We start from the raw sequence: 19,321 nt of genomic DNA on the forward strand, positions 1-19,321 counted from the left end.
GATGCGGCCTGTCCGCTCGCTTTTTACCGCCTTAGGAGAGATGTCTCGATGATCGGAAAACGGGTGCGCCATATCGGAAGGTACCACGAAATCGCCGCCTCCTTGCTTCGGCACGGATTCGGGATGATCGTCGATGAGCTCGGCTTTTCGTCGTTTCTTTCGTTGCCGCCGCGATGGAGAGCGGAGCAAGGGAAAAAGGAAGGAAAAACGGTTGGGGAGCGGCTCCGCCTTGTGCTCGAGGAGCTCGGCCCGACGTTCGTGAAGCTCGGGCAAATTGCCAGCACACGGCCGGATTTGATTCCCGCTCCGATCATCAGTGAGCTCGAAAAGCTGCAAGACCAAGTTCCGCCGTTTCCGTTTGCCGATGTCCGCCGGATTGTCGAAGCGGAGTTTGGAAGTTCGCTGGAAACACTCTTTCGTTCATTTGAGGAAATGCCGCTCGCTGCCGCTTCGCTTGGACAAGTGCACCGGGCGGTTCTTCCTTCCGGACAGGCCGTGGCGGTGAAAGTGCAGCGCCCGCACATCGTTGCGCGGGTGGAGACGGATCTGGAAATTTTGCAAGATTTGGCCGTGCTGGCGGAACGCCGTCTCGATTGGGCGGCAACTTACCAATTGTCTGAGATTGTCGATGAACTGGCGCGTTCATTACGGCAGGAGCTGGATTATACAGTCGAGGCGCGCCATGCGGAACGGTTTGCACGGCAGTTTGCCGGCGATTCGTCGGTGTATGTCCCGAAGGTGTTTTGGGATTATACGACGAAAACAGTGCTCACGATGGAATATGTCGAAGGGATCAAACTCGGGGAGATCGAGCGGTTGAAAGCGAACGGTCACTCCTTAAAAACGATCGCCGAGCGTTTGGCTGAAGCAACCTTTCAACAAATGTTTGAGCATGGATTTTTTCATGGCGACCCTCATCCTGGCAATGTATTTGTTCTTGACGATGGAACGCTTTCCTTCATTGACTTTGGCTTGATGGGCCGCCTTCGACCTCATGTCAAACATCATCTTTCTTCACTCATCATCTCCTTAATGCGGCAAAACACGGATGGGGTGTTGGGTGCGATTTACGGTTTAGGAATTGTTCCTGACGGAGTCGATGAAGGAAAATTGCGCGATGATATTGACGAGTTGCGGGAGAAATACTACCGCGTCCCGCTCGGTGAGATCAGTCTTGGGGAAGCCGTCGAGGATTTGCTTTCGGTGGCATTTCGCCATGGCATTCGCATCCCAAGCGATTTGACGCTGTTAGGGAAAGCGCTGTTGACGGTCGAAGGGGTGGTGGAAATGCTTGATCCGCAGTTTCGCATCATGGATGTGGCCGAACCGTTTGGGCGGAAGCTGTTGAAAGACCGTCTTCGGCCTGACCGGGTGGCGGAAACGGCGTGGAAACGGATTTTCGACTACGGTGAATGGCTGCTTCGCTTGCCGGACAGCGTAAAGGAATGGACGAAAATGATGCGGCATGGCAAGCTTCGATTGGAAATCACGGCGCCTGATTTGGAAACGCTGCTAAAGAAGCTCGATCAGATTACGAACCGACTGTCCATTAGCATCGTTCTTCTTTCGTGGAGCATCGTCATGGCTGGCATGATGATCGCTTCATCGTTCGGACGGCAGTCGATGCTGCTATGGAAAATTCCTGCTGTTGAAATCGGATTAGGTGTGTCCGCTTTTCTTTTTGGTTGGCTGCTTTACTCGATTTTTCGTTCGGGAAAGTTTTAGCGTTTGTTGCACAATGTTAAAAAGGGCTAAACCATTTTCTGTCTCATAGAAGGATTTTTCTTTCTCGATCGCGAAACAAGTACTGCAAAACCAAAGAGGGAAGGAGAGAACCCGATGCCCATTGTCAACCCAAGCCGGGAAGAAATCGGCGACATTTTGCGCAAGGCGAAGCGGATTGCCGTTGTCGGCTTGTCCAACAATCCCGAGCGCGAGTCGTATATGGTGGCGAAGGCGATGAAAGACGCCGGATACGAAATCATTCCGGTTAATCCGATGATCGAGGAATGGGAAGGCATTCCAGCGGTCGACAAACTGACGGATATCGAAGGACATGTCGATATCGTCGATGTGTTTCGCCGTTCCGAACATTTACCGGAGCTCGCCCGCGAGTTTGTGCAAATCGATGCGGACGTATTTTGGGCGCAACTTGGCGTCGTCAATGAAGAAGCATACGCGTTTTTAAAGGAAAAAGGCTATACGGTGATTATGGATCGCTGCATTAAAGTAGAACACGCGCTCACGAAACGCCCGTAACAGGCAAAGCGCGCCATTGACGAAACGGCCATCTTCTCTAAGATGGTCCTTTCGTTTTTCAGGCGCCGTTGTCCGATTTTGTCAAGCGGTGTCAAAAGACAATGGACAGCTGGTCATTTTATGATACAATAAAACAGAAACAGATGTTCTTGTTTTGGCAGAAAGGGGTGGGCTTGTGGCAAAGCAAGCGATACATGACTATAACGAAGATGCCATTCAAGTGTTAGAAGGGCTTGAGGCGGTGAGGAAGCGGCCGGGGATGTACATCGGCAGCACCGACAGCCGCGGGTTGCATCATCTTGTTTATGAAATCGTCGACAACTCGGTCGATGAAGCGTTGGCCGGATATGGAAATTACATTTTGGTGCAAATACATAAAGACAACAGCATCACCGTCCTTGATGAAGGGCGCGGCATGCCGGTTGGGATGCATAAACTTGGCAAGCCGACGCCGGAGGTCATTTTGACGGTGCTCCATGCCGGGGGCAAGTTCGGCCAGGGCGGCTATAAAACGAGCGGCGGCCTGCACGGAGTCGGGGCGTCGGTTGTCAACGCCTTATCAGAATGGCTGGTCGTCACGATTCATCGCGACGGCTTCATTTACCGGCAGCGGTTTGAGCATGGAGGCAAACCGGTGACGACGCTAGAGAAAATCGGCACAACGAACAAAACCGGAACCATCATTCAATTTAAGCCGGACCCAACGATTTTCAGCACGACGGTCTTCGATTATGAAACATTGAGTGAACGGCTACGCGAATCGGCGTTTTTGCTGAAAGGGTTGAAAATCGAACTCGTTGACGAACGGACCGGCATGCGGGAGGTGTTCCATTACGAAAACGGGATTGAAGCGTTTGTGGCCTATTTGAATGAGGAGAAAGATGTGCTCCACCCGGTTGTGTATTTTGCTGGCGAGCAAAACGGCATTGAAGTCGAGTTTGCGTTCCAGTTTCATGACGGTTATTCGGAAAACGTGCTGTCGTTTGTCAACAACGTGCGCACAAAAGACGGCGGCACGCATGAGGCGGGTGCGAAAACGGCGATGACGCGCGTTTTTAACGAATACGCCCGCCGTGTCGGTTTGCTCAAGGAAAAAGATAAAAATTTGGAAGGAACCGATATTCGCGAAGGATTGTCCGCGGTCGTTTCGGTGCGCATCCCAGAGCACTTGCTTCAGTTTGAAGGGCAGACGAAAGGAAAGCTCGGAACGAGCGAAGCGCGTTCGGCCGTCGATGCGGTGGTGTCCGAGCAGCTCATGTACTTTCTGCAAGAAAACCCGGACGTAAGCGCGATGCTCATTAAGAAAGCGATCCGGGCCTATCAGGCGCGTGAAGCGGCCCGTAAAGCGCGCGAAGAGGCGAGAAGCGGCAAAAAGCGGAAAGGGAAAGAGGCGCTCTTAAGCGGCAAGCTGACGCCGGCGCAAGGGCGCAATCCGCAAAAAAACGAGCTGTATTTGGTCGAAGGCGATTCGGCGGGCGGTTCGGCGAAACAAGGGCGCGACCGCCGCTTCCAGGCGGTCCTTCCGCTGCGCGGGAAAGTCATCAACACGGAAAAGGCGAAGCTTGGCGATATTTTGAAAAACGAGGAAATCAATACGATCATCCACGCCATCGGCGGCGGCGTCGGCGCTGATTTTTCGCTCGATGATGTCAACTACGACAAAGTGATCATTATGACCGACGCCGACACGGACGGCGCCCATATTCAAGTGCTGCTTTTGACGTTTTTTTACCGCTACATGCGTCCGCTCATTGAAGCGGGAAAAGTGTACATCGCCTTGCCGCCGCTTTATAAAATCAGCAAAAAAAGCGGCAAAAAGGAAGTCATCGAATACGCATGGACGGATGAGCAATTGCGGGAAATCACGAAACGAATGGGCCGCGGCTATACGATTCAGCGCTACAAAGGGCTTGGCGAAATGAACGCCGATCAATTGTGGGAAACGACGATGAATCCGGAAACGCGCACGTTGATCCGCGTGCGCATTGAAGATGCGGCTCGCGCCGAGCGGCGGGTGACGACACTGATGGGCGATAAAGTCGAGCCGCGCCGCAAATGGATTGAAACGCATGTTGCCTTTGGGCTTGAGGAAGAGCCAGGGTGGATCGGCTGATGGCGGCGCGAAAAGACGCCGCCATGATTGCGCCGATGTCTTGTAGGAAAGGAGAGGTATGATGGCAGAGCGATTGTTGGAATTGCCGTTAGAAGACGTGCTTGGCGACCGCTTCGGCCGCTACAGCAAATACATCATCCAAGACCGGGCGCTGCCCGATGCGCGCGACGGGCTGAAGCCCGTGCAGCGCCGCATTTTGTATGCGATGTACATCGATGGCAACACGGCCGATAAACCGTTTCGTAAGGCGGCGAAAACGGTTGGGAACGTGATCGGCAATTTTCATCCGCATGGCGACTCGTCAGTGTACGAGGCGATGGTGCGGATGAGCCAAGAGTGGAAGCTGCGCAACGTGCTGATTGAAATGCATGGCAACAATGGCAGCCTCGACGGCGACCCGCCGGCGGCGATGCGCTACACGGAAGCGCGCTTGTCGGCGATCGCCGCTGAGTTATTGCGCGACATTGACAAGCAAACGGTCGCGTTTGTGCCGAACTTTGACGATACGACGGAGGAGCCGACCGTCTTGCCGGCGATGTTTCCGAACTTGTTGGTGAATGGCTCGACCGGGATTTCGGCCGGCTATGCGACCGACATTCCGCCGCATGCGCTCGGCGAGGTGATCGATGCTGTCCTGATGCGGATTGACCGGCCGGATTGCACGGTTGAGGAGCTGATGACCGTCCTTCCCGGCCCTGATTTTCCGACCGGCGGCATCATCCAGGGGAAAGACGGCATCCGCAAGGCGTATGAGACCGGCCGCGGGAAAATCATCATCCGCGCCAAAGCCGCCATCGAGCAGGCGAGAGGCGGGAAAAAGCAGATTGTCATCACGGAGTTGCCGTATGAAGTGAACAAGGCGAATTTGGTGAAAAAAATTGACGAGCTTCGTTTGGACAAAAAGCTCGACGGCATTGCTGACGTCCGCGATGAAACGGACCGGAACGGGCTGTCGATCGTCATCGAGCTGAAAAAAGACGCCGATGCCGAGGCGATCCTTAACTATTTATACAAAAACACCGATTTGCAAGTGCCATACAGCTTCAACATGGTGGCGATCCATGAACGCCGGCCGAAGCTGATGAGCTTGCCGGAGCTGTTGGATGCCTACATCGTCCACCGGAAGGACGTCGTCACGAACCGTTCGCATTTTGAGCTCAAAAAAGCGAACGAGCGGAAGCATATTGTCGACGGGTTGATCAAAGCGCTCTCGATTTTGGATGAGGTGATCGCGACGATTCGGGCGTCGAGTGACAAGCGCGATGCGAAAGATCGGCTGATGGCAGGCTACGGGTTCACCGAGGCGCAAGCGGAAGCGATCGTGACGCTTCAGCTTTACCGGCTGACAAACACCGATATCGCCGCGCTTCGGCAGGAAGCGGAAGAACTCGACAAAACGATCGCCGAGCTGAGCGCGGTGTTGGCCGATGAGAACAAGCTGTTGTCGGTCATTAAAAAAGAATTGAAGGCCATGAAAAAGCAATATGCTGACGAGCGGCGGACGGCGATTGAAGAGGAGATCGAAGAGCTGAAAGTGAACGTTGAAGCGCTCATTCCGGCTGAAGATGTGATCGTGACCGTGACAAAGGAAGGATACGTGAAACGAACGAGCTACCGTTCGTACAGCGCATCGAACGGTCAGGACATCGGCATGAAGGAGACCGACCGTCTGCTCGCCCAGCTCGAGATGAATACGACCGATGTGCTCTTGCTGTTCACCCGCCGCGGCTATTATTTGTATTGCCCGGTTCATACGCTGCCGGACATCCGCTGGAAAGAGGTCGGCCAGCATATTTCAAGCTTGATTCCGCTGGAACGCGACGATGAGCTCATCGCCGCTGTCCCTGTTTCCTCGTTTGAGACGGACGAACAGCTCGTCTTCGTCACGAGGCAAGGGATGGTGAAACGGACCGAGCTTTCCCAATACCAAGTGCAGCGCTACACGCGCCCGCTTGTTGCGGTCCATGTGAAAGACGATGATGAGGTCGCCGCCGTCTATGCGACGGACGGCCGCGGCCTCCTTTGGCTGGCGACGCATGATGGCTATGCACTTTTGTTTGCCGAAGAAGAAATCAGCCTAGTCGGCGTGCGCGCTGCTGGGGTGAAAGGGATTCAACTAAAAGAAGGAGACTTTGTCGCCGCCGCCTGCCCGCTTCGCCCTGAAGACCGCGGTTTTCTCGTTGTCGCGACGCAGCGCGGGGCGGTGAAAAAAATGGCGCTAGGCGAGTTTGAGCCATCCTCGCGCGCCAAGCGGGGTGTGCGAATCGTGCGCGAAGTGAAATCAAACCCGCACTGCGTGGCCGGAGCGGTTTTGGTCGGCGAGAGCGAGGGGACGGTCGGGCTGCGGACGGAAAAAGGGGCGACGGAGATGGTGGAGACTGCGTCGCTTCGCTTGTCGGACCGCTACGCCACTGGCTCGTTTGTCATCGATACGGATGAAGCGGGAGCAGTGGTGGACGTCTGGAAAGAACCGGCGAAGGGGATTGGCAAAGGAGAAGAAGGATGAGGGCGGACCGTTCGGATGTGCCTGCCGGTCGGCGCGCGTTGTTTGAGGGCGGAAAACCGCGGGCGAAAGCCCCACGCTTTCAAACCAACGCTTGTTTGCCGCCAAGCCCATGTTGGAGATTGATCAACAAAATAGGGAACGAAAAAGGGCGCTCCTTTTCATGGAGCCCCTTTTTCGATTGCGGCCTTTCCATTCGGGAATTACCAAAACTTCCACCATTTGTTCGTCCGGGAGCGGCCGGCGTTGGTGTTGGCTGCTGTTTGCCGAAAGGAAAGCACCAGTTCCCGGAAAGCTTTTTCCCGCTCGATAATGCGCTGTTCGAGCTGTTTTCGCTCCTGTTCTTGCCTTGCTTTTTCTTCGTGACAAAAGGCGACGACCGTTTCCAAATGTTCGTGCAGCTGCTCGGTTTTTTGCTGCCACGCTTCTTGGTAGTCTTGAAGGGAGCGGCGCACGGTTTCCGCCGCAGCGCTCGTCTGCTCGCCGAGGTGGTCGAGTTGCCCTTTGACCTCCCTCATCGCCTGTTGGATGGTGTCGGCTGCCTCGCGCTTGACGGCGTCGACGAGCTCGTCTTTTACGCGGGCGACGAGCTGTTCTGCTATGTACGGGGCCCCATGGCGCAACAAACGGGGCACGTCAATAATTTCCCCTTCCATCACATCGGGTTCCACCGGAGCAGGGGGATCGGCGGGCCGCCCGTTCATCTGGGTGATGAGATCCGCGATTTCGCGCGGATGGCGGCCTTCCTCGAGCAACATACGGATTTGACGAAATCGATGGATCAGCTCGTCGGTATAAATGCGCGCCCCTTGGCTGGTGCGGGGAACGGTGATCCATTGAGTGAATTGCTTTTCCCACTGTTTCAAGTCGCGGGCGGTCGTCCCGATTTTTTTCGCTGCTTCGCGGAGTGTATAGGTTTTCATCGCATTTCCTCATCCTTTCTCGTCTTTTGGCATTGATTTGCGTTATGTTTTATTTTCCTACTCGGTCATTGATTTTCCTGCCGCTTGACAAAACATAACAAAAGAAGTGGAAGTTAGCAAAAAAACAACAACTATTGTCGAAAAATGAAGGTGGTCATCGAAAGATGTTGACAAACAAGGCGGGGGCTGGAATGCGCTCTTTTGGTGCAACCACGATCAGCCGCGCATCGTGTCGCGCTATGGCGATGACGGGACGTATTGGAAAGAATCAGCCAAAATGTTGGCGACGACTACCAAGGCGAAGAAATCGGCATGACGGATCCGAAATTCACCGATATCCGCGATTACCGCGACGTCGAGTCGCTCAATATGTACCGGATTTTGCTTGAACAAGGCAAAAGTGAGCAAGAAGTGATGGAAATGGTGATTCTTATATTTGTCGATTTTGCGCGCCGGAAATGACGGCGGCGGCCTGGGCCGCGAATCGAATCGCATGGCGCTGCGCCTTTGGGCCGCGGCGTTTTTTTTTATGGCGTCCGATGGTTATTTAATAAACAAAACTATGTTCTAAATAATCAACAAAATCATAAACGAACAGCATTATGGCTATCCTTGTTAACAGCAAGATCGCAAAGGGGGATGCCGGTGTGGAAGGAACATGGTGGTCGCTATTGCCTTTTCTTTTGATCATTCCGCTCGCCATTTGGCTGAAAGAAATTTTGCCCGGTCTTATAGCCGGGCTGCTTGTCGGGGCGTTTTGCCTTGAGCGGTCGCTTGTTGGCGGCATCGAGCGGGCGCTGTCCGCCATTGTTCATTCGCTCAGCGATGTTGAACACATGAAGGTGGCAGCGTTTTTGTACTTGTTCGGCTCGCTTGTCGGCATGATGCAAATCACCGGTGGGATCAAAGGGTTTGTCGAGAAGCTGTCTGGGCGCATCCGCACGAAGCGCAGGCTTTTGTTGTTCGTTTGGTTGACGGTGCCGGTGACGTTTTTTATGCCGATGTTCCGCATTATGCTCCTCGGTCCGGTGATGAAGGCGGTGCTTCGCCAGTTTCGCATCGACCGGCGCCGGATGGCGTACATCATCGATGTGTCCACTGAACCGATCATCGTGCTTCTGCCGGCGGCAACGGCGTTTGTCGGCTTTATGACGTCTGTTGTAGCGGCGGCGCTGGCGCAAAACGATATTCATGAACCGGCGTATGGCGTTTTTTTGCGCAGCTTGCCGTACAATCTGTTTGCCATTATCGCGCTGATAATCGGGCTGCTGACGACGATGCTGAACATCCGCATCGGCAAGCCGCGGGCGAAAAAAGGAGAGGAGAAAACAAACGAACTGCACGGCCTCGGGCTGCGCAAAGAATTGTCCCTTGTTACAGGAGAGCCGCTTCACCTTTTTGTCCCGCTGGCGTTGCTGCTCGGGCTAACGTTCGCTTTTTTTGCCTATGATGGTCGGCGGCGCGGGGCGCACGGCTGGCTAGAAGCGTTTTCGCAAGCGGATGCAACATGGGCGATGCTGTTGGCGCTGTTTGTGACCCTTCTTCTCTCGATGGGGTTTTATGTATGGCGCAGGCAGTCGCTGTCGGAGTTGATTTACCACTTTTTCGCGGGGGGCAACGAGTTGATGGCGCCGATCGGCATGCTCGTTCTTGTTTGGGCCGTCTCCGCGGTGGCGGGGGAGCTCGGCTTTACCGCTTACGTGACTTCGACGTTTGGGACATGGCTTCCCGGGACGTTTGTGCCCGCGGCAGTGTTTTTGGCCGGATCGTTTTTGGCGTATTTTATTGGGTCCTCGTGGGGGACATGGGGCATTTTCATGCCGCTTGGCGTCACGCTCGCGCACGCGACTGGAGCGCCGCTTGAGATGACGGTCGGCGCGGTGTTTGCGAGCGGAACGTTCGGCGCGTTTGCCTCGCCGCTTGGCGATACGACCATCACGACAGCCGCCATCATGGATATGGACTTGATGAACTATGCGAAATACAAACTGCGCATTTCCTTGATTGGCGCCGGGCTGTCGCTTGCCGGGTACGTGCTGCTTCCGCTTTGGGCCGGGTGAGGAGAAGCGAACGCTTCGCTCTCCCTGCTCCTCACCTCTATCTAAACTATGTTCTAAATCATCAAATATCAAAAACAAAACAATCGCATCCATAAGCGAATCAAGCTATGATAAAAAACAACATACTGACTAGTTGGTAGACACACTGCTGTGTCTGCCCGTCAAAAAGGGGAGAGGGAACACGAATGAAAACCGCACACGATTACGGTCAATCCGCGTTTTTGTGAAACAGACGCGCTCGGACATTTAAGCAACATCAGCTATTTTATTTATTTGGAAGAAGCGCGCACCCGTTTGTTCGATGAGCTGAGCTACGGCGGACGAACGGACGAATGGCACTTTATTTTGGCGTCTACGAAGTGCGACTTTATTCGCCAAGCGTTTTTCGGGCGGCGGTTGCGGGTGGAAACGAATGTCTCCCGCATTGGCAACAAAAGCTTTCAATGCATCCATCGCATCATGGAAGAGGAAACAGGAAGACTGATCGCCATCGGAGAGGCAGCGGTCGTCCATTTTAATTTCCAAACTCAAACGAGCGAACCATTGCCCGATGACTTGCAGACCATGCTTGCCGAATACCTTGCGCCGTCCGTGGGGGAAACGATTTCGCCGTTATCGTGCAAAAAAAGGAGTAAAAAAGGGAGTGGAATATCATCCGCCTGTACGGCGGATTTTTCATTTTCAACTTTCCCACGTTTTTTTGGACCGAACCACCGAAGGCAACATACTTTGTAAATAGACGAAATGGCGGAAAGGGGGAATCAACATGGCCATTCACGCTGTGATCGGCAATGCGGTGTATACATGCCGAGGAGAGCTTGAGACGTATTTTCAGCCGTTTCGCGATGGAACGATCGGCCGCTTTCATCCGTTTTCCACCCCGTTTGGCGAGCAGCGGCTTCTTTACGCCGACTGGACGGCAAGCGGACGGCTGTATCGCCCGATTGAGGAGAAAATGGCCCGTGAACTCGGCCCGTTCGTCGGCAACACCCATACTGAGTCGAACGTGACCGGGACGAAAATGACGCTTGCGTATCGCTATGCGAAAGAACTCATCAAACAACACGTCCATGCCAAAAAAAGCGATGTTTTGATCATGCAAGGCGCCGGGACCACAAGCGCCGTCAACAAGCTGCAGCGCCTGCTTGGCTTGCGCGTGCCGGAGCGGTGGAAACGGCGCTTGGTGCTGGCGGATGACGAGCGCCCGGTCGTGTTCGTCACCCATATGGAACACCACTCGAATCTGCTGCCGTGGGCGGAAACGATCGCTGAAGTCGTGACGATTCGGCCGACCCAAAACGGGGATGTCGATCTTGACCATTTGCGGGAGCTGCTCGAGCGCTACCGCGATCGGCCGCAAAAGATCGGCGCATTCACCGCCTGCTCGAACGTAACTGGGATCGAAACGCCGTATCATGCCTTGGCGAAACTGATGCATGAATATGGCGGGCTTTGCTTCGTCGACTTTGCCGCTTCCGCCCCGTATGTGCGCATCGATATGCACCCGGATGACCCGATGGAACAGCTAGATGCCATTTATTTTTCGCCGCACAAATTTCTTGGCGGACCGGGAAGCGCAGGAGTGCTTCTCTTTGACAGCCGGCTGTATGACCAAAAGGCGCCTGACCATCCAGGAGGCGGAACGGTGTATTGGACCGACCCGTGGGGGCATTACGAATACGTAGAGGCAATCGAAGAGCGGGAAGACGGGGGAACGCCGCCGTTTTGGCAAACGATCAAAGCAGCGCTCGCCATCCAGCTGAAAGAGCAAATGAACATAAAACGAATGCGCGCCCGCGAACAGGAGCTCGTATCGCTCCTATTACCGGCGTTAAAAGACATTCCCGGCGTCCGCGTGCTTGAAGGACATCGGGACGACCGTCTTGGCATCATCTCATTTGTCATAGATGGATTGCATTACAACCTTGTTGTCAAACTGCTGAATGATCGCTTCGGCATTCAAGCGCGCGGCGGTTGTTCATGCGCCGGGCCGTACGGCCATTATTTGCTTGGCATCGATCAAGAGCAGTCCGCCGCCTTGCTCAACGAAGTCAAAAGCGGCAACTTGTTGGCAAAACCGGGCTGGGTGCGCGTGTCGCTTCATCCGACGATGACGAATGAAGAAGTGTATACGATCCTTCATGCCGTCCGCCAAATCGCCCGCCATGGCGCCCGCTGGCAAGAGGAGTATGTATACGATGCGGCGAAAAACGAGTTTGTCCATCGCCACGATGACCGATATGTCCGCCATTTCTTTCTGTTGTAATGCATTTTCATTTCCTCATCAATGCAAAACCGGTACAATAGAGGCATCCTGGAAAAAAGAAGGGGAGAACGATGAACGAATTGTACCATCTGCTTGTGCGGACCGAACGGGAAGAAGAGCTTCACCGCCGGGCATGGCGCCTCGCCGAACAGTTTGCCGCCCGCGCGGCGCATTATGATGAGCGGGCCGAGTTTCCGTTTGCCAACTTCGCTCTGTTAAAAGAAGCCGGATTTCTGTCGTTGACCGTCCCGGCCGAATACGGAGGCGGCGGGGCCTCGCTGTACGAGCTCGTGCTCGTGCAAGAGACGCTGGCCCAAGGCGACGGCGCCACCGCCTTGTCACTCGGTTGGCATTTAAGCATTGTCATGCGCCTGTATTTGCTGCGCCGCTGGCCGGAAGCGGTGCTCATCCGCCTGGCCAGCGAGATCACGGAACGCCATGTGTTGATAAACAGCGCCCATTCTGAACGGGCAACCGGCAGCCCGGCGCGCGGGGGAAAACCAACAACAACCGCTTGTTTCCGCAACGGCCGCTGGGTGCTTCATGGGCGAAAAGCGTTTGCGTCATTGGCGCCGGCACTCGATTACGTGCTAATTTCCGCCACGATTGACAGCAGCGGCGAGGTCGGCGAATTTCTTGTCCCGATGAAAACCTCGGGGCTTCGCATTGAGCCGACATGGCACACGCTCGGCATGAAGGCGACGCGCAGCGATGACCTCATCCTTGATGGCGTCGAGGTTGAACCGGAAGCGCTCGTGGAGATGCTGGAGAAACCGGTCGGTGCAGCACCGGCACAAGGATGGCTTTTGCATGTTCCGGCATGCTACTTAGGGATCGCCATCGCCGCCCGCAATGAGGCGCTCCGCTTTGCCCAAACGTACCAACCGAACACGTTGTCGCAGCCGATCGCCTCGACGCCGGAGGTGCAGCGGAAAATCGCCGAGATGGAGTGGCGCCTCGTTCACGCCCGTCATTTTCTGTATAGCATCGCCGATTTATGGGATCGATACCCTGACAAACGTCATGAAATGAAAGAGGAACTGGCAACCGCCAAGTTCATTGCGACGAATACCGCGCTCGAGGTTGTCGATTGGGCGATGCGCATCGTCGTGGGACAAAGTTTGTATGCTGATAGTCCGCTTGGGCGCTATTACCGCGACGTGCGCGCCGGACTCCATAACCCGCCGGCTGACGACTTGACGATCGCGTGGCTCGCCAAGCGGGCGCTTGCCGGCAGTCGAACGCGCGCAAAAGCTGACGCCTAAGCAGCCAACCAATGCAGGTTGACTCAAGAACATTCAACGTGTGTTTTCCAGACAAATCGAAACCGCTGTCCCTAAATGCGAGGGACAGCGGTTTTTTAACGGTCATTTTCCCGTGTTTTCGTTCTCTGCCTCCAGCGCAGCGCGCAAAAAGGAAGGCAACGCGAAGCATTGGCGGAATACAGCGTCATTGACGTATTTTGTATCTTCGGGAATCGCTGTTTGCTTCGGCAGCTCAAGCGGCCGTTTCGAGCCGATTGTAAAGCTCCACAATCCGCCCGGGTACGTCGGCACAACCGCCGTGTACACGAGCACATGCGGGAACAATTCGCGAATGTTGCGGTATGTCCGCTTCAAAATATCGAGATGGAAAATGGGCGACTGGCTTTGGCACACCATGAGCCCGTCCTCTTTTAATGCCCGGTGCACGTTGGCATAAAACTCCGGTGAAAACAGCGCCTCAGCCGGGCCGACCGGGTCGGAGGAGTCGATCATGATGACGTCGTACTCGCGTTCCTTTCCGCGCACAAAGGCGACACCGTCGCCATAAATGAAGTGGACGCGCGGGTCGGACAAATTGCCGGAGACGGCCGGCAAATGTTCTTTGCACGCCCGGACGACCTTCTCATCAATTTCCACCATCTCGATCGCCTCGAGGCGGGCATACTTAGCCGTTTCTCTGGCTGCCCCGCAGTCTCCCCCGCCGATGATCAGCGCCCGTTTGGCTTCCGGATGAAACTGAAGCGGCACGTGCGAAATCATCTCATTATAAATATGGCCGTCAATCGAGGTCGTTTGCACGACGCCGTCCAGTACGAGCATGCGGCCAAAATCATACGAATCCAAAATCATGACATGCTGATACTCGGATGGCTCGGCAAAGATCACCTCTTTGATCCGGTAGCTAATTTTCAAATTGTCGCGGTCATCTTCGGTGAGCCAAAGCTCTCCGTTGTCCATATGCAAGTAAGGGGGTAAAGCGCTTCCTTCGTGTTTCATTGTGACCTCCTTTAGTCATGCAGATGTTTTCACACCTTTCTAATCTTAATATATTCTTCGTCTTGTGGCAAACAAAGGGGATGTGATCGGCCGGTGCCGGACGTGTTCATCCCGCCGCCCATGTTCGACGACTGGTTGCGTTTTTCCGGCCGCTCCTCGTCTTGGCCGCCGCAGCCGGCACAAAGGCTGACCGCTAACGCGCAAATGGCGGCAAGCGGCATCATCCATCGTTTTCGCATCTTTTCCTCCTCCTTTCGTTTCCATCATAAACTGAGACGGCGGGCGACGACCACGACATCGTATGATTCCATCGTTCCGTCTCCCTTCATGCGGCGATGCTTGCTTATAGTGTGCCTGTTCGGCAAAAAATAACACTCCCCGGCACCCGGCCGGAGAGTGTCTATCGATCGCGCCGCTTTCCAAGCAAAGCACGAAGCGACGTACGGTTTTCAAGCAAATCAGCGAGCGTATACGCATCGAGCACACGCAAAAACGCTTCTAACGCCTCGCGAAGCGCAAAACGGAGCCGGCATGAAGGCGTCAGCACGCATTCATTACCGTGAGCGGCGAAGCACTCCACAAGCGACAAATTGTCTTCCGTCTCGCGAACGACCGCACCGATGACAATCTCCTCCGGCCGTTTCGCCAGGCGAATCCCGCCGTTGCGTCCGCGGATCGTTTCGATGTAGCCAAGCTTGCCGAGCTCATGGACGATTTTGCTTAAATGATGCTCAGAGAGGGAAAACGCAGTGGAAATTTCTTTGATATTTGTTTTTTCGCCTTCATCGAGCGTTCCTAAAAACAGCAGCACACGCAACGCATATTCTGTATAGTTCGTCAGCTGCATGGTCATCCACAACCTTTAGACAAGATGGTTGCTTCCATTGTATCACACCTGTCTGTGCGAGGGAATTGTGAACAATTTATTAAAGATGTATTTGAAATGTTGCTTTTTCACTATGCGTATGATTGAATAAAACATGTATTTAAAATACATGTTTTATGAGAGGAGATGAAACATGGCTAAGACAACGGCTTTGCACCCAAAAACGATTGAAATCGTCAAATCGACCGTACCGATGTTGGAGCAGCACGGCGAACAGATTACCAAACGGTTTTACCAATTGATGTTTTCGAACCATCCAGAATTGTTGAATATTTTCAACCATGCCAACCAAAAACAAGGGCGGCAGCAACGCGCCTTGGCGGCAGCCGTGTACGCGGCAGCGCGCTATATCGATCAATTGGACGCCATTTTGCCGGTCGTGCGGCAAATCGGCCATAAACACCGGAGTTTAGGCATTAAACCGGAACAATACCCGATTGTCGGAAGGCACTTGCTGCTAGCGATCAAAGACGTGCTCGGCGACGCTGCCACTGATGACGTGATAACGGCTTGGGCGGCAGCGTATGAAGCCATTGCCGCTGTTTTCATTCAAGTCGAGAAGGAGCTCTACGATGAAGCTGCGGCCAAGCACGGCGGCTGGCGCGGTTTCCGCCGCTTTGTCGTCACAAAAAAGGTGAAGGAAAGCGACGTCATCACGTCGTTTTATTTCGAGCCGGAAGACGGCGACGCCATCAGCGACTATTTACCAGGTCAATACGTGAGCGTAAAACTGGACATCCCTGGTGAAACGTATACGCACATTCGCCAATACAGCTTATCGGACGCCCCTGGCAAAGGGTATTACCGCATCAGTGTCAAACGGGAAGCAGCAACAGCGGAAAAACCAGCCGGCATCGTGTCGAACTATTTGCATGACCACATTCACGAAGGCGATGTCGTCGAGTTAAGCGCTCCAGCCGGCGACTTTACGCTCGACTTGACACACGAAACGCCGGTTGTGCTGATCAGCGGCGGCGTTGGGGTCACTCCGCTTTTAAGCATGGCGAATACATTGGCCATCCGTCAGCCGAATCGTCCGGTGACGTTTCTTCAAGCTGCCCTAAACGGCCGCGTGCAAGCCTTTGACGAAGAGTTGCGGGCATTGGCCAAACGCCCGTCGTTTGCCTACCATCTCTGTTACGAATCGCCGTCTGAAGACGACCGCCGTCATCCGCATTTCGGCAAAGAAGGACGGATCGACCTTGCTTGGATGAAAACGGTAATTCCGACTCGCGACGCTGACTTTTATTTCTGCGGCCCAGTTCCATTTATGAAAACGGTCTACCGCGCCTTAGCAGAGTGGGGCGTGCCGGAAGAACGCATCCATTACGAATTTTTCGGCCCGGCCGGCGATTTGACGAAAGACTGATCACGGGCAGACCAAAGGGTGTCTCCTACATAACGAGACACCCTTTGATCTGCCATTTTACTCGAGGGGAGATGTTCTTTTGAATATCGCCCCTTCCGCCGCAGGGGCAAAGGCGGCTTTTCTTGCAAAAAAGATGGACTGTGCAGTTGGCAAGCGGATGATTTTTTTGTATGATGAAAACCAAACGACGGAAAGAAAAGGGAGAGAACAACATGACGACATTTCGCCAACATCGCTTGCAATCATTTTTGCAAGGCTATGAAGATCGCGCCCGCCTGCTCATTTCCTGTCCGGATCGTCCAGGTATTGTCGCCGCGGTCACGTCCTTCTTGTATGAGCAAGGCGCCAATATCGTCGAATCGAGCCAATACTCGACCGATCCGAAAGGGGGTACGTTCTTCCTCCGTTTGGAGTTTGACTGCCCGAACATCACGGAACGAAAAGACCAGATCGAAGCGGCCTTTGCCCCGATCGCCGCTGAATTTCAGATGCGTTGGCAGCTTCGGCTGCACAACGACATTCGGCGAATCGCGATTTTTGTCTCCAAAGCTGAGCATTGTCTGCTTGAACTTCTTTGGCAATGGCAGGCGGGAGAGCTGATCGCCGACATCGCCCTTGTCATCAGCAACCACCCCGACTTGCGCGAGACGGTCGAGTCATTTGGCATCCCTTATGTGCATATTCCGGTGACGAAAGAAACGAAAGCGGACGCCGAAGCCGAACAAATCCGTCTGCTTCGCGACTATCAGATCGACACGATCGTGCTTGCCCGCTACATGCAAATTTTGTCGCCGGCGTTTGTCGCTGAATTCCCGGGACGGATCATCAACATCCACCACTCATTTTTGCCCGCCTTTATTGGTGCGCGTCCGTATGAGCGGGCGTATGAGCGCGGCGTCAAATTGATCGGCGCCACATCGCACTACGTCACCGACGATTTGGATGAAGGGCCGATCATCGAGCAAGACGTCGCCCGCGTGGACCACCGCCACCATCCCGACGATTTAAAGCGGATCGGCCGCCTGATCGAAAAAACCGTGCTCGCCCGGGCGCTCAAATGGCATTTGGAAGACCGGGTCATCATCCACGGAAACAAAACGATCGTGTTTTATTGAACCCAAGCGGGAGAGGATTTTTCCTTTCCCGCATGGTATAATGAAGATAAGCAGGATTTGGCCGCCCAAAGAGCGAAATTTCATCCGTAGGGAAGGAGGGAAAAAGCCTATGGGAGAAAAACGGACGCCCAGCGGTTTTCTGTTAAAACAACGTGCGTTTTTAAAACTGTATTTAATCACGTTAACGGAACAAGAACGGTTGTATGGACTGAAGCTGCTTGATGTGCTGCGCCAAGAGTTTAAACCGTTCGGCTACCAGCCGAACCATTCCGAAGTGTACAAAGCGCTCCACGATTTGATTGAAGACGGCATTTTAAAGCAAGTCAAGCAGAAAAAAGAAGGCATGAAGTACCAAGAAGTTGTGTACTACCGCTTCGCGGAAGGGGGGCAGGAAAAGGCGAAATTGTACAAACGCCAACTGAAAGCGGAGCTGGACCGGTGTGCGGCGCTCATTCGCAAGGCGATTGAGGACAACTTCAGTTGAGGGCGCCTCTTTTTCTATGAAAATAATGAATCCATGAGCGGCTATTTTCATGCTTGGGTGGCGAGTAAAAGCTTACTCATGGATGTTTTTTGTATGTATTTACATAACATTTTTATGGTGAATTCTGTTTGTTTTGCATCCCACCGAATGATTTAGTAGAATGGGAGAAGGACACGACAACAGAGAGGAAGACGTAGGATGTTGACATGGCCACAGGTTGTCATAAGGGAAATGGAAACACGAAAAGCGTTATTCCGCCATGATCCAGATCACGCGCTGATCGGCTCCGGCGGGTATACGGCGGAAGACGAAGCGATCGTGCACGATGCGGCCATCGCCCTGGCGCTTGGAAAAAACGTACTGTTAAAAGGTCCAACCGGATCGGGGAAAACGCGGCTAGCGGAAACGTTGTCCGCCTTGTTCGGGCAGCCGATGCACAGCATCAACTGCTCTGTGGACCTTGATGCCGAGGCGCTGCTTGGGTTTAAAACGATCGTGCACCGCGACGGCCAAGCGGTGATCGAATATGTGCCCGGTCCGGTCATCCGGGCGATGGAGAAGGGGCATTTGCTATACATTGATGAAATCAATATGGCCAAACCTGAGACGCTGCCAATCTTAAACAGCGTGCTTGACTATCGGCGCCGCCTCACCAATCCGCTCACTGGCGAGGTCGTCGAGGCGAAGCCGACGTTTGGCGTCATTGCGGCGATCAACGAAGGTTATATCGGCACCGTGCCGCTCAATGAAGCGTTAAAAAACCGCTTCGTCGTCATCGATGTCCCATATGTGCAGGGGGAGACGTTAAAATCGGTCATCATGGCACAAACTACATTAACAGACGATGCGTTGATCAACCGTTTCGTCGCCTTGTCAGCCGACTTTCTGGCGCAGGTGCGAAACGGGCAAGTGGCAGAAGAAGTGGCTTCCGTACGCGCCTTGCTCGATGCGTGCGATCTGGCGGTGCATATCCCGCCGCTGCGCGCCATTGAACGAAGCATCATTGACAAGCTCGACGATGAACGGGAGCGGGCGGCGGTGCGCAATATCGCGGAAACATGGTTTGACGAGTAGGAGGCGGC

15 protein-coding genes and 2 pseudogenes are annotated in these 19,321 nt (G+C 54.1%); 13 read left to right on the forward strand and 4 right to left on the reverse strand.

The window, feature by feature from the left end:
* Window positions 1-48 precede the first annotated feature (48 nt).
* The 4 genes from NSQ51_RS09035 (at window position 49) to parC (ending at window position 6,878) form a co-directional block, all read left to right on the forward strand.
* Entirely contained in the window at window positions 49-1,725 is a 1,677-nt protein-coding gene (locus tag NSQ51_RS09035) for an AarF/ABC1/UbiB kinase family protein (protein WP_121625930.1), read from the forward strand.
* Window positions 1,726-1,839: 114 nt separating this feature from the next.
* Window positions 1,840-2,259: a CoA-binding protein gene (locus tag NSQ51_RS09040; protein WP_033010909.1), complete on the forward strand. Its 420-nt coding sequence runs from the start codon at window positions 1,840-1,842 to the stop codon at window positions 2,257-2,259.
* A gap of 175 nt (window positions 2,260-2,434) precedes the next feature.
* On the forward strand, window positions 2,435-4,372 hold the full coding sequence (parE, locus tag NSQ51_RS09045) for a DNA topoisomerase IV subunit B (protein ID WP_049625220.1): 1,938 nt from the start codon (window positions 2,435-2,437) through the stop codon (window positions 4,370-4,372).
* 61 nt (window positions 4,373-4,433) lie between these two features.
* Window positions 4,434-6,878 carry a DNA topoisomerase IV subunit A gene (gene parC, locus NSQ51_RS09050; RefSeq protein ID WP_033014106.1) on the forward strand — a complete coding sequence of 815 codons (2,445 nt, stop codon included), beginning with the start codon at window positions 4,434-4,436 and terminating at the stop codon, window positions 6,876-6,878.
* A 200-nt stretch (window positions 6,879-7,078) separates the two neighbouring features.
* Here parC and NSQ51_RS09055 read toward each other — a convergent pair whose 3' ends face one another.
* Window positions 7,079-7,798: a MerR family transcriptional regulator gene (locus tag NSQ51_RS09055; RefSeq protein ID WP_033014107.1), complete on the reverse strand. Its 720-nt coding sequence runs from the start codon at window positions 7,796-7,798 to the stop codon at window positions 7,079-7,081.
* A 175-nt stretch (window positions 7,799-7,973) separates the two neighbouring features.
* Between NSQ51_RS09055 and NSQ51_RS09060 the strand changes: the two are divergent.
* The 5 genes and pseudogenes from NSQ51_RS09060 to NSQ51_RS09080 all read left to right on the forward strand — a co-directional run.
* Window positions 7,974-8,224, forward strand: a pseudogene (locus NSQ51_RS09060) (alpha-amylase family glycosyl hydrolase); the annotation flags it as partial.
* 221 nt (window positions 8,225-8,445) lie between these two features.
* On the forward strand, window positions 8,446-9,858 hold the full coding sequence (locus NSQ51_RS09065) for a Na+/H+ antiporter NhaC family protein (RefSeq protein WP_049626147.1): 1,413 nt from the start codon (window positions 8,446-8,448) through the stop codon (window positions 9,856-9,858).
* 201 nt (window positions 9,859-10,059) lie between these two features.
* A pseudogene (locus tag NSQ51_RS09070) lies at window positions 10,060-10,488 on the forward strand (thioesterase family protein); the annotation flags it as partial.
* Between the two features lie 136 nt (window positions 10,489-10,624).
* Window positions 10,625-12,124 (forward strand): aminotransferase class V-fold PLP-dependent enzyme, encoded by a 1,500-nt coding sequence (locus tag NSQ51_RS09075; RefSeq protein WP_049624282.1) that lies wholly within the window; start codon window positions 10,625-10,627, stop codon window positions 12,122-12,124.
* 71 nt (window positions 12,125-12,195) lie between these two features.
* Window positions 12,196-13,389, forward strand: coding sequence for an acyl-CoA dehydrogenase family protein (locus NSQ51_RS09080; protein ID WP_049624283.1), 1,194 nt, complete (start codon window positions 12,196-12,198; stop codon window positions 13,387-13,389).
* A 102-nt stretch (window positions 13,390-13,491) separates the two neighbouring features.
* Here NSQ51_RS09080 and speE read toward each other — a convergent pair whose 3' ends face one another.
* The 3 genes from speE to nsrR all read right to left on the reverse strand — a co-directional run bounded on the left by speE (window position 13,492) and on the right by nsrR (window position 15,232).
* Window positions 13,492-14,385 (reverse strand): polyamine aminopropyltransferase, encoded by an 894-nt coding sequence (gene speE, locus NSQ51_RS09085; RefSeq protein WP_033014118.1) that lies wholly within the window; start codon window positions 14,383-14,385, stop codon window positions 13,492-13,494.
* A 29-nt stretch (window positions 14,386-14,414) separates the two neighbouring features.
* Window positions 14,415-14,624, reverse strand: a complete 210-nt coding sequence (locus NSQ51_RS09090; protein ID WP_033010925.1) for a hypothetical protein — start codon at window positions 14,622-14,624, stop codon at window positions 14,415-14,417.
* 161 nt (window positions 14,625-14,785) lie between these two features.
* Complete coding sequence (gene nsrR, locus NSQ51_RS09095; protein ID WP_033014120.1) at window positions 14,786-15,232, reverse strand: nitric oxide-sensing transcriptional repressor NsrR; 447 nt, start codon at window positions 15,230-15,232, stop codon at window positions 14,786-14,788.
* A gap of 172 nt (window positions 15,233-15,404) precedes the next feature.
* Between nsrR and hmpA the strand changes: the two genes are divergently transcribed.
* The 4 genes from hmpA to NSQ51_RS09115 all read left to right on the forward strand — a co-directional run bounded on the left by hmpA (window position 15,405) and on the right by NSQ51_RS09115 (window position 19,313).
* Window positions 15,405-16,640 carry an NO-inducible flavohemoprotein gene (gene hmpA / locus NSQ51_RS09100; protein ID WP_049624284.1) on the forward strand — a complete coding sequence of 412 codons (1,236 nt, stop codon included), beginning with the start codon at window positions 15,405-15,407 and terminating at the stop codon, window positions 16,638-16,640.
* A 212-nt stretch (window positions 16,641-16,852) separates the two neighbouring features.
* On the forward strand, window positions 16,853-17,755 hold the full coding sequence (gene purU, locus NSQ51_RS09105; RefSeq protein WP_049624285.1) for a formyltetrahydrofolate deformylase: 903 nt from the start codon (window positions 16,853-16,855) through the stop codon (window positions 17,753-17,755).
* Window positions 17,756-17,864: 109 nt separating this feature from the next.
* Complete coding sequence (locus NSQ51_RS09110; RefSeq protein ID WP_033014127.1) at window positions 17,865-18,239, forward strand: helix-turn-helix transcriptional regulator; 375 nt, start codon at window positions 17,865-17,867, stop codon at window positions 18,237-18,239.
* Between the two features lie 198 nt (window positions 18,240-18,437).
* Window positions 18,438-19,313 carry a MoxR family ATPase gene (locus NSQ51_RS09115; protein WP_121650067.1) on the forward strand — a complete coding sequence of 292 codons (876 nt, stop codon included), beginning with the start codon at window positions 18,438-18,440 and terminating at the stop codon, window positions 19,311-19,313.
* Window positions 19,314-19,321: the final 8 nt, after the last annotated feature.

Source organism: Geobacillus sp. FSL K6-0789 (genome assembly GCF_038593135.1).
Classification (GTDB): Bacteria; Bacillota; Bacilli; order Bacillales; family Anoxybacillaceae; genus Geobacillus; species Geobacillus stearothermophilus.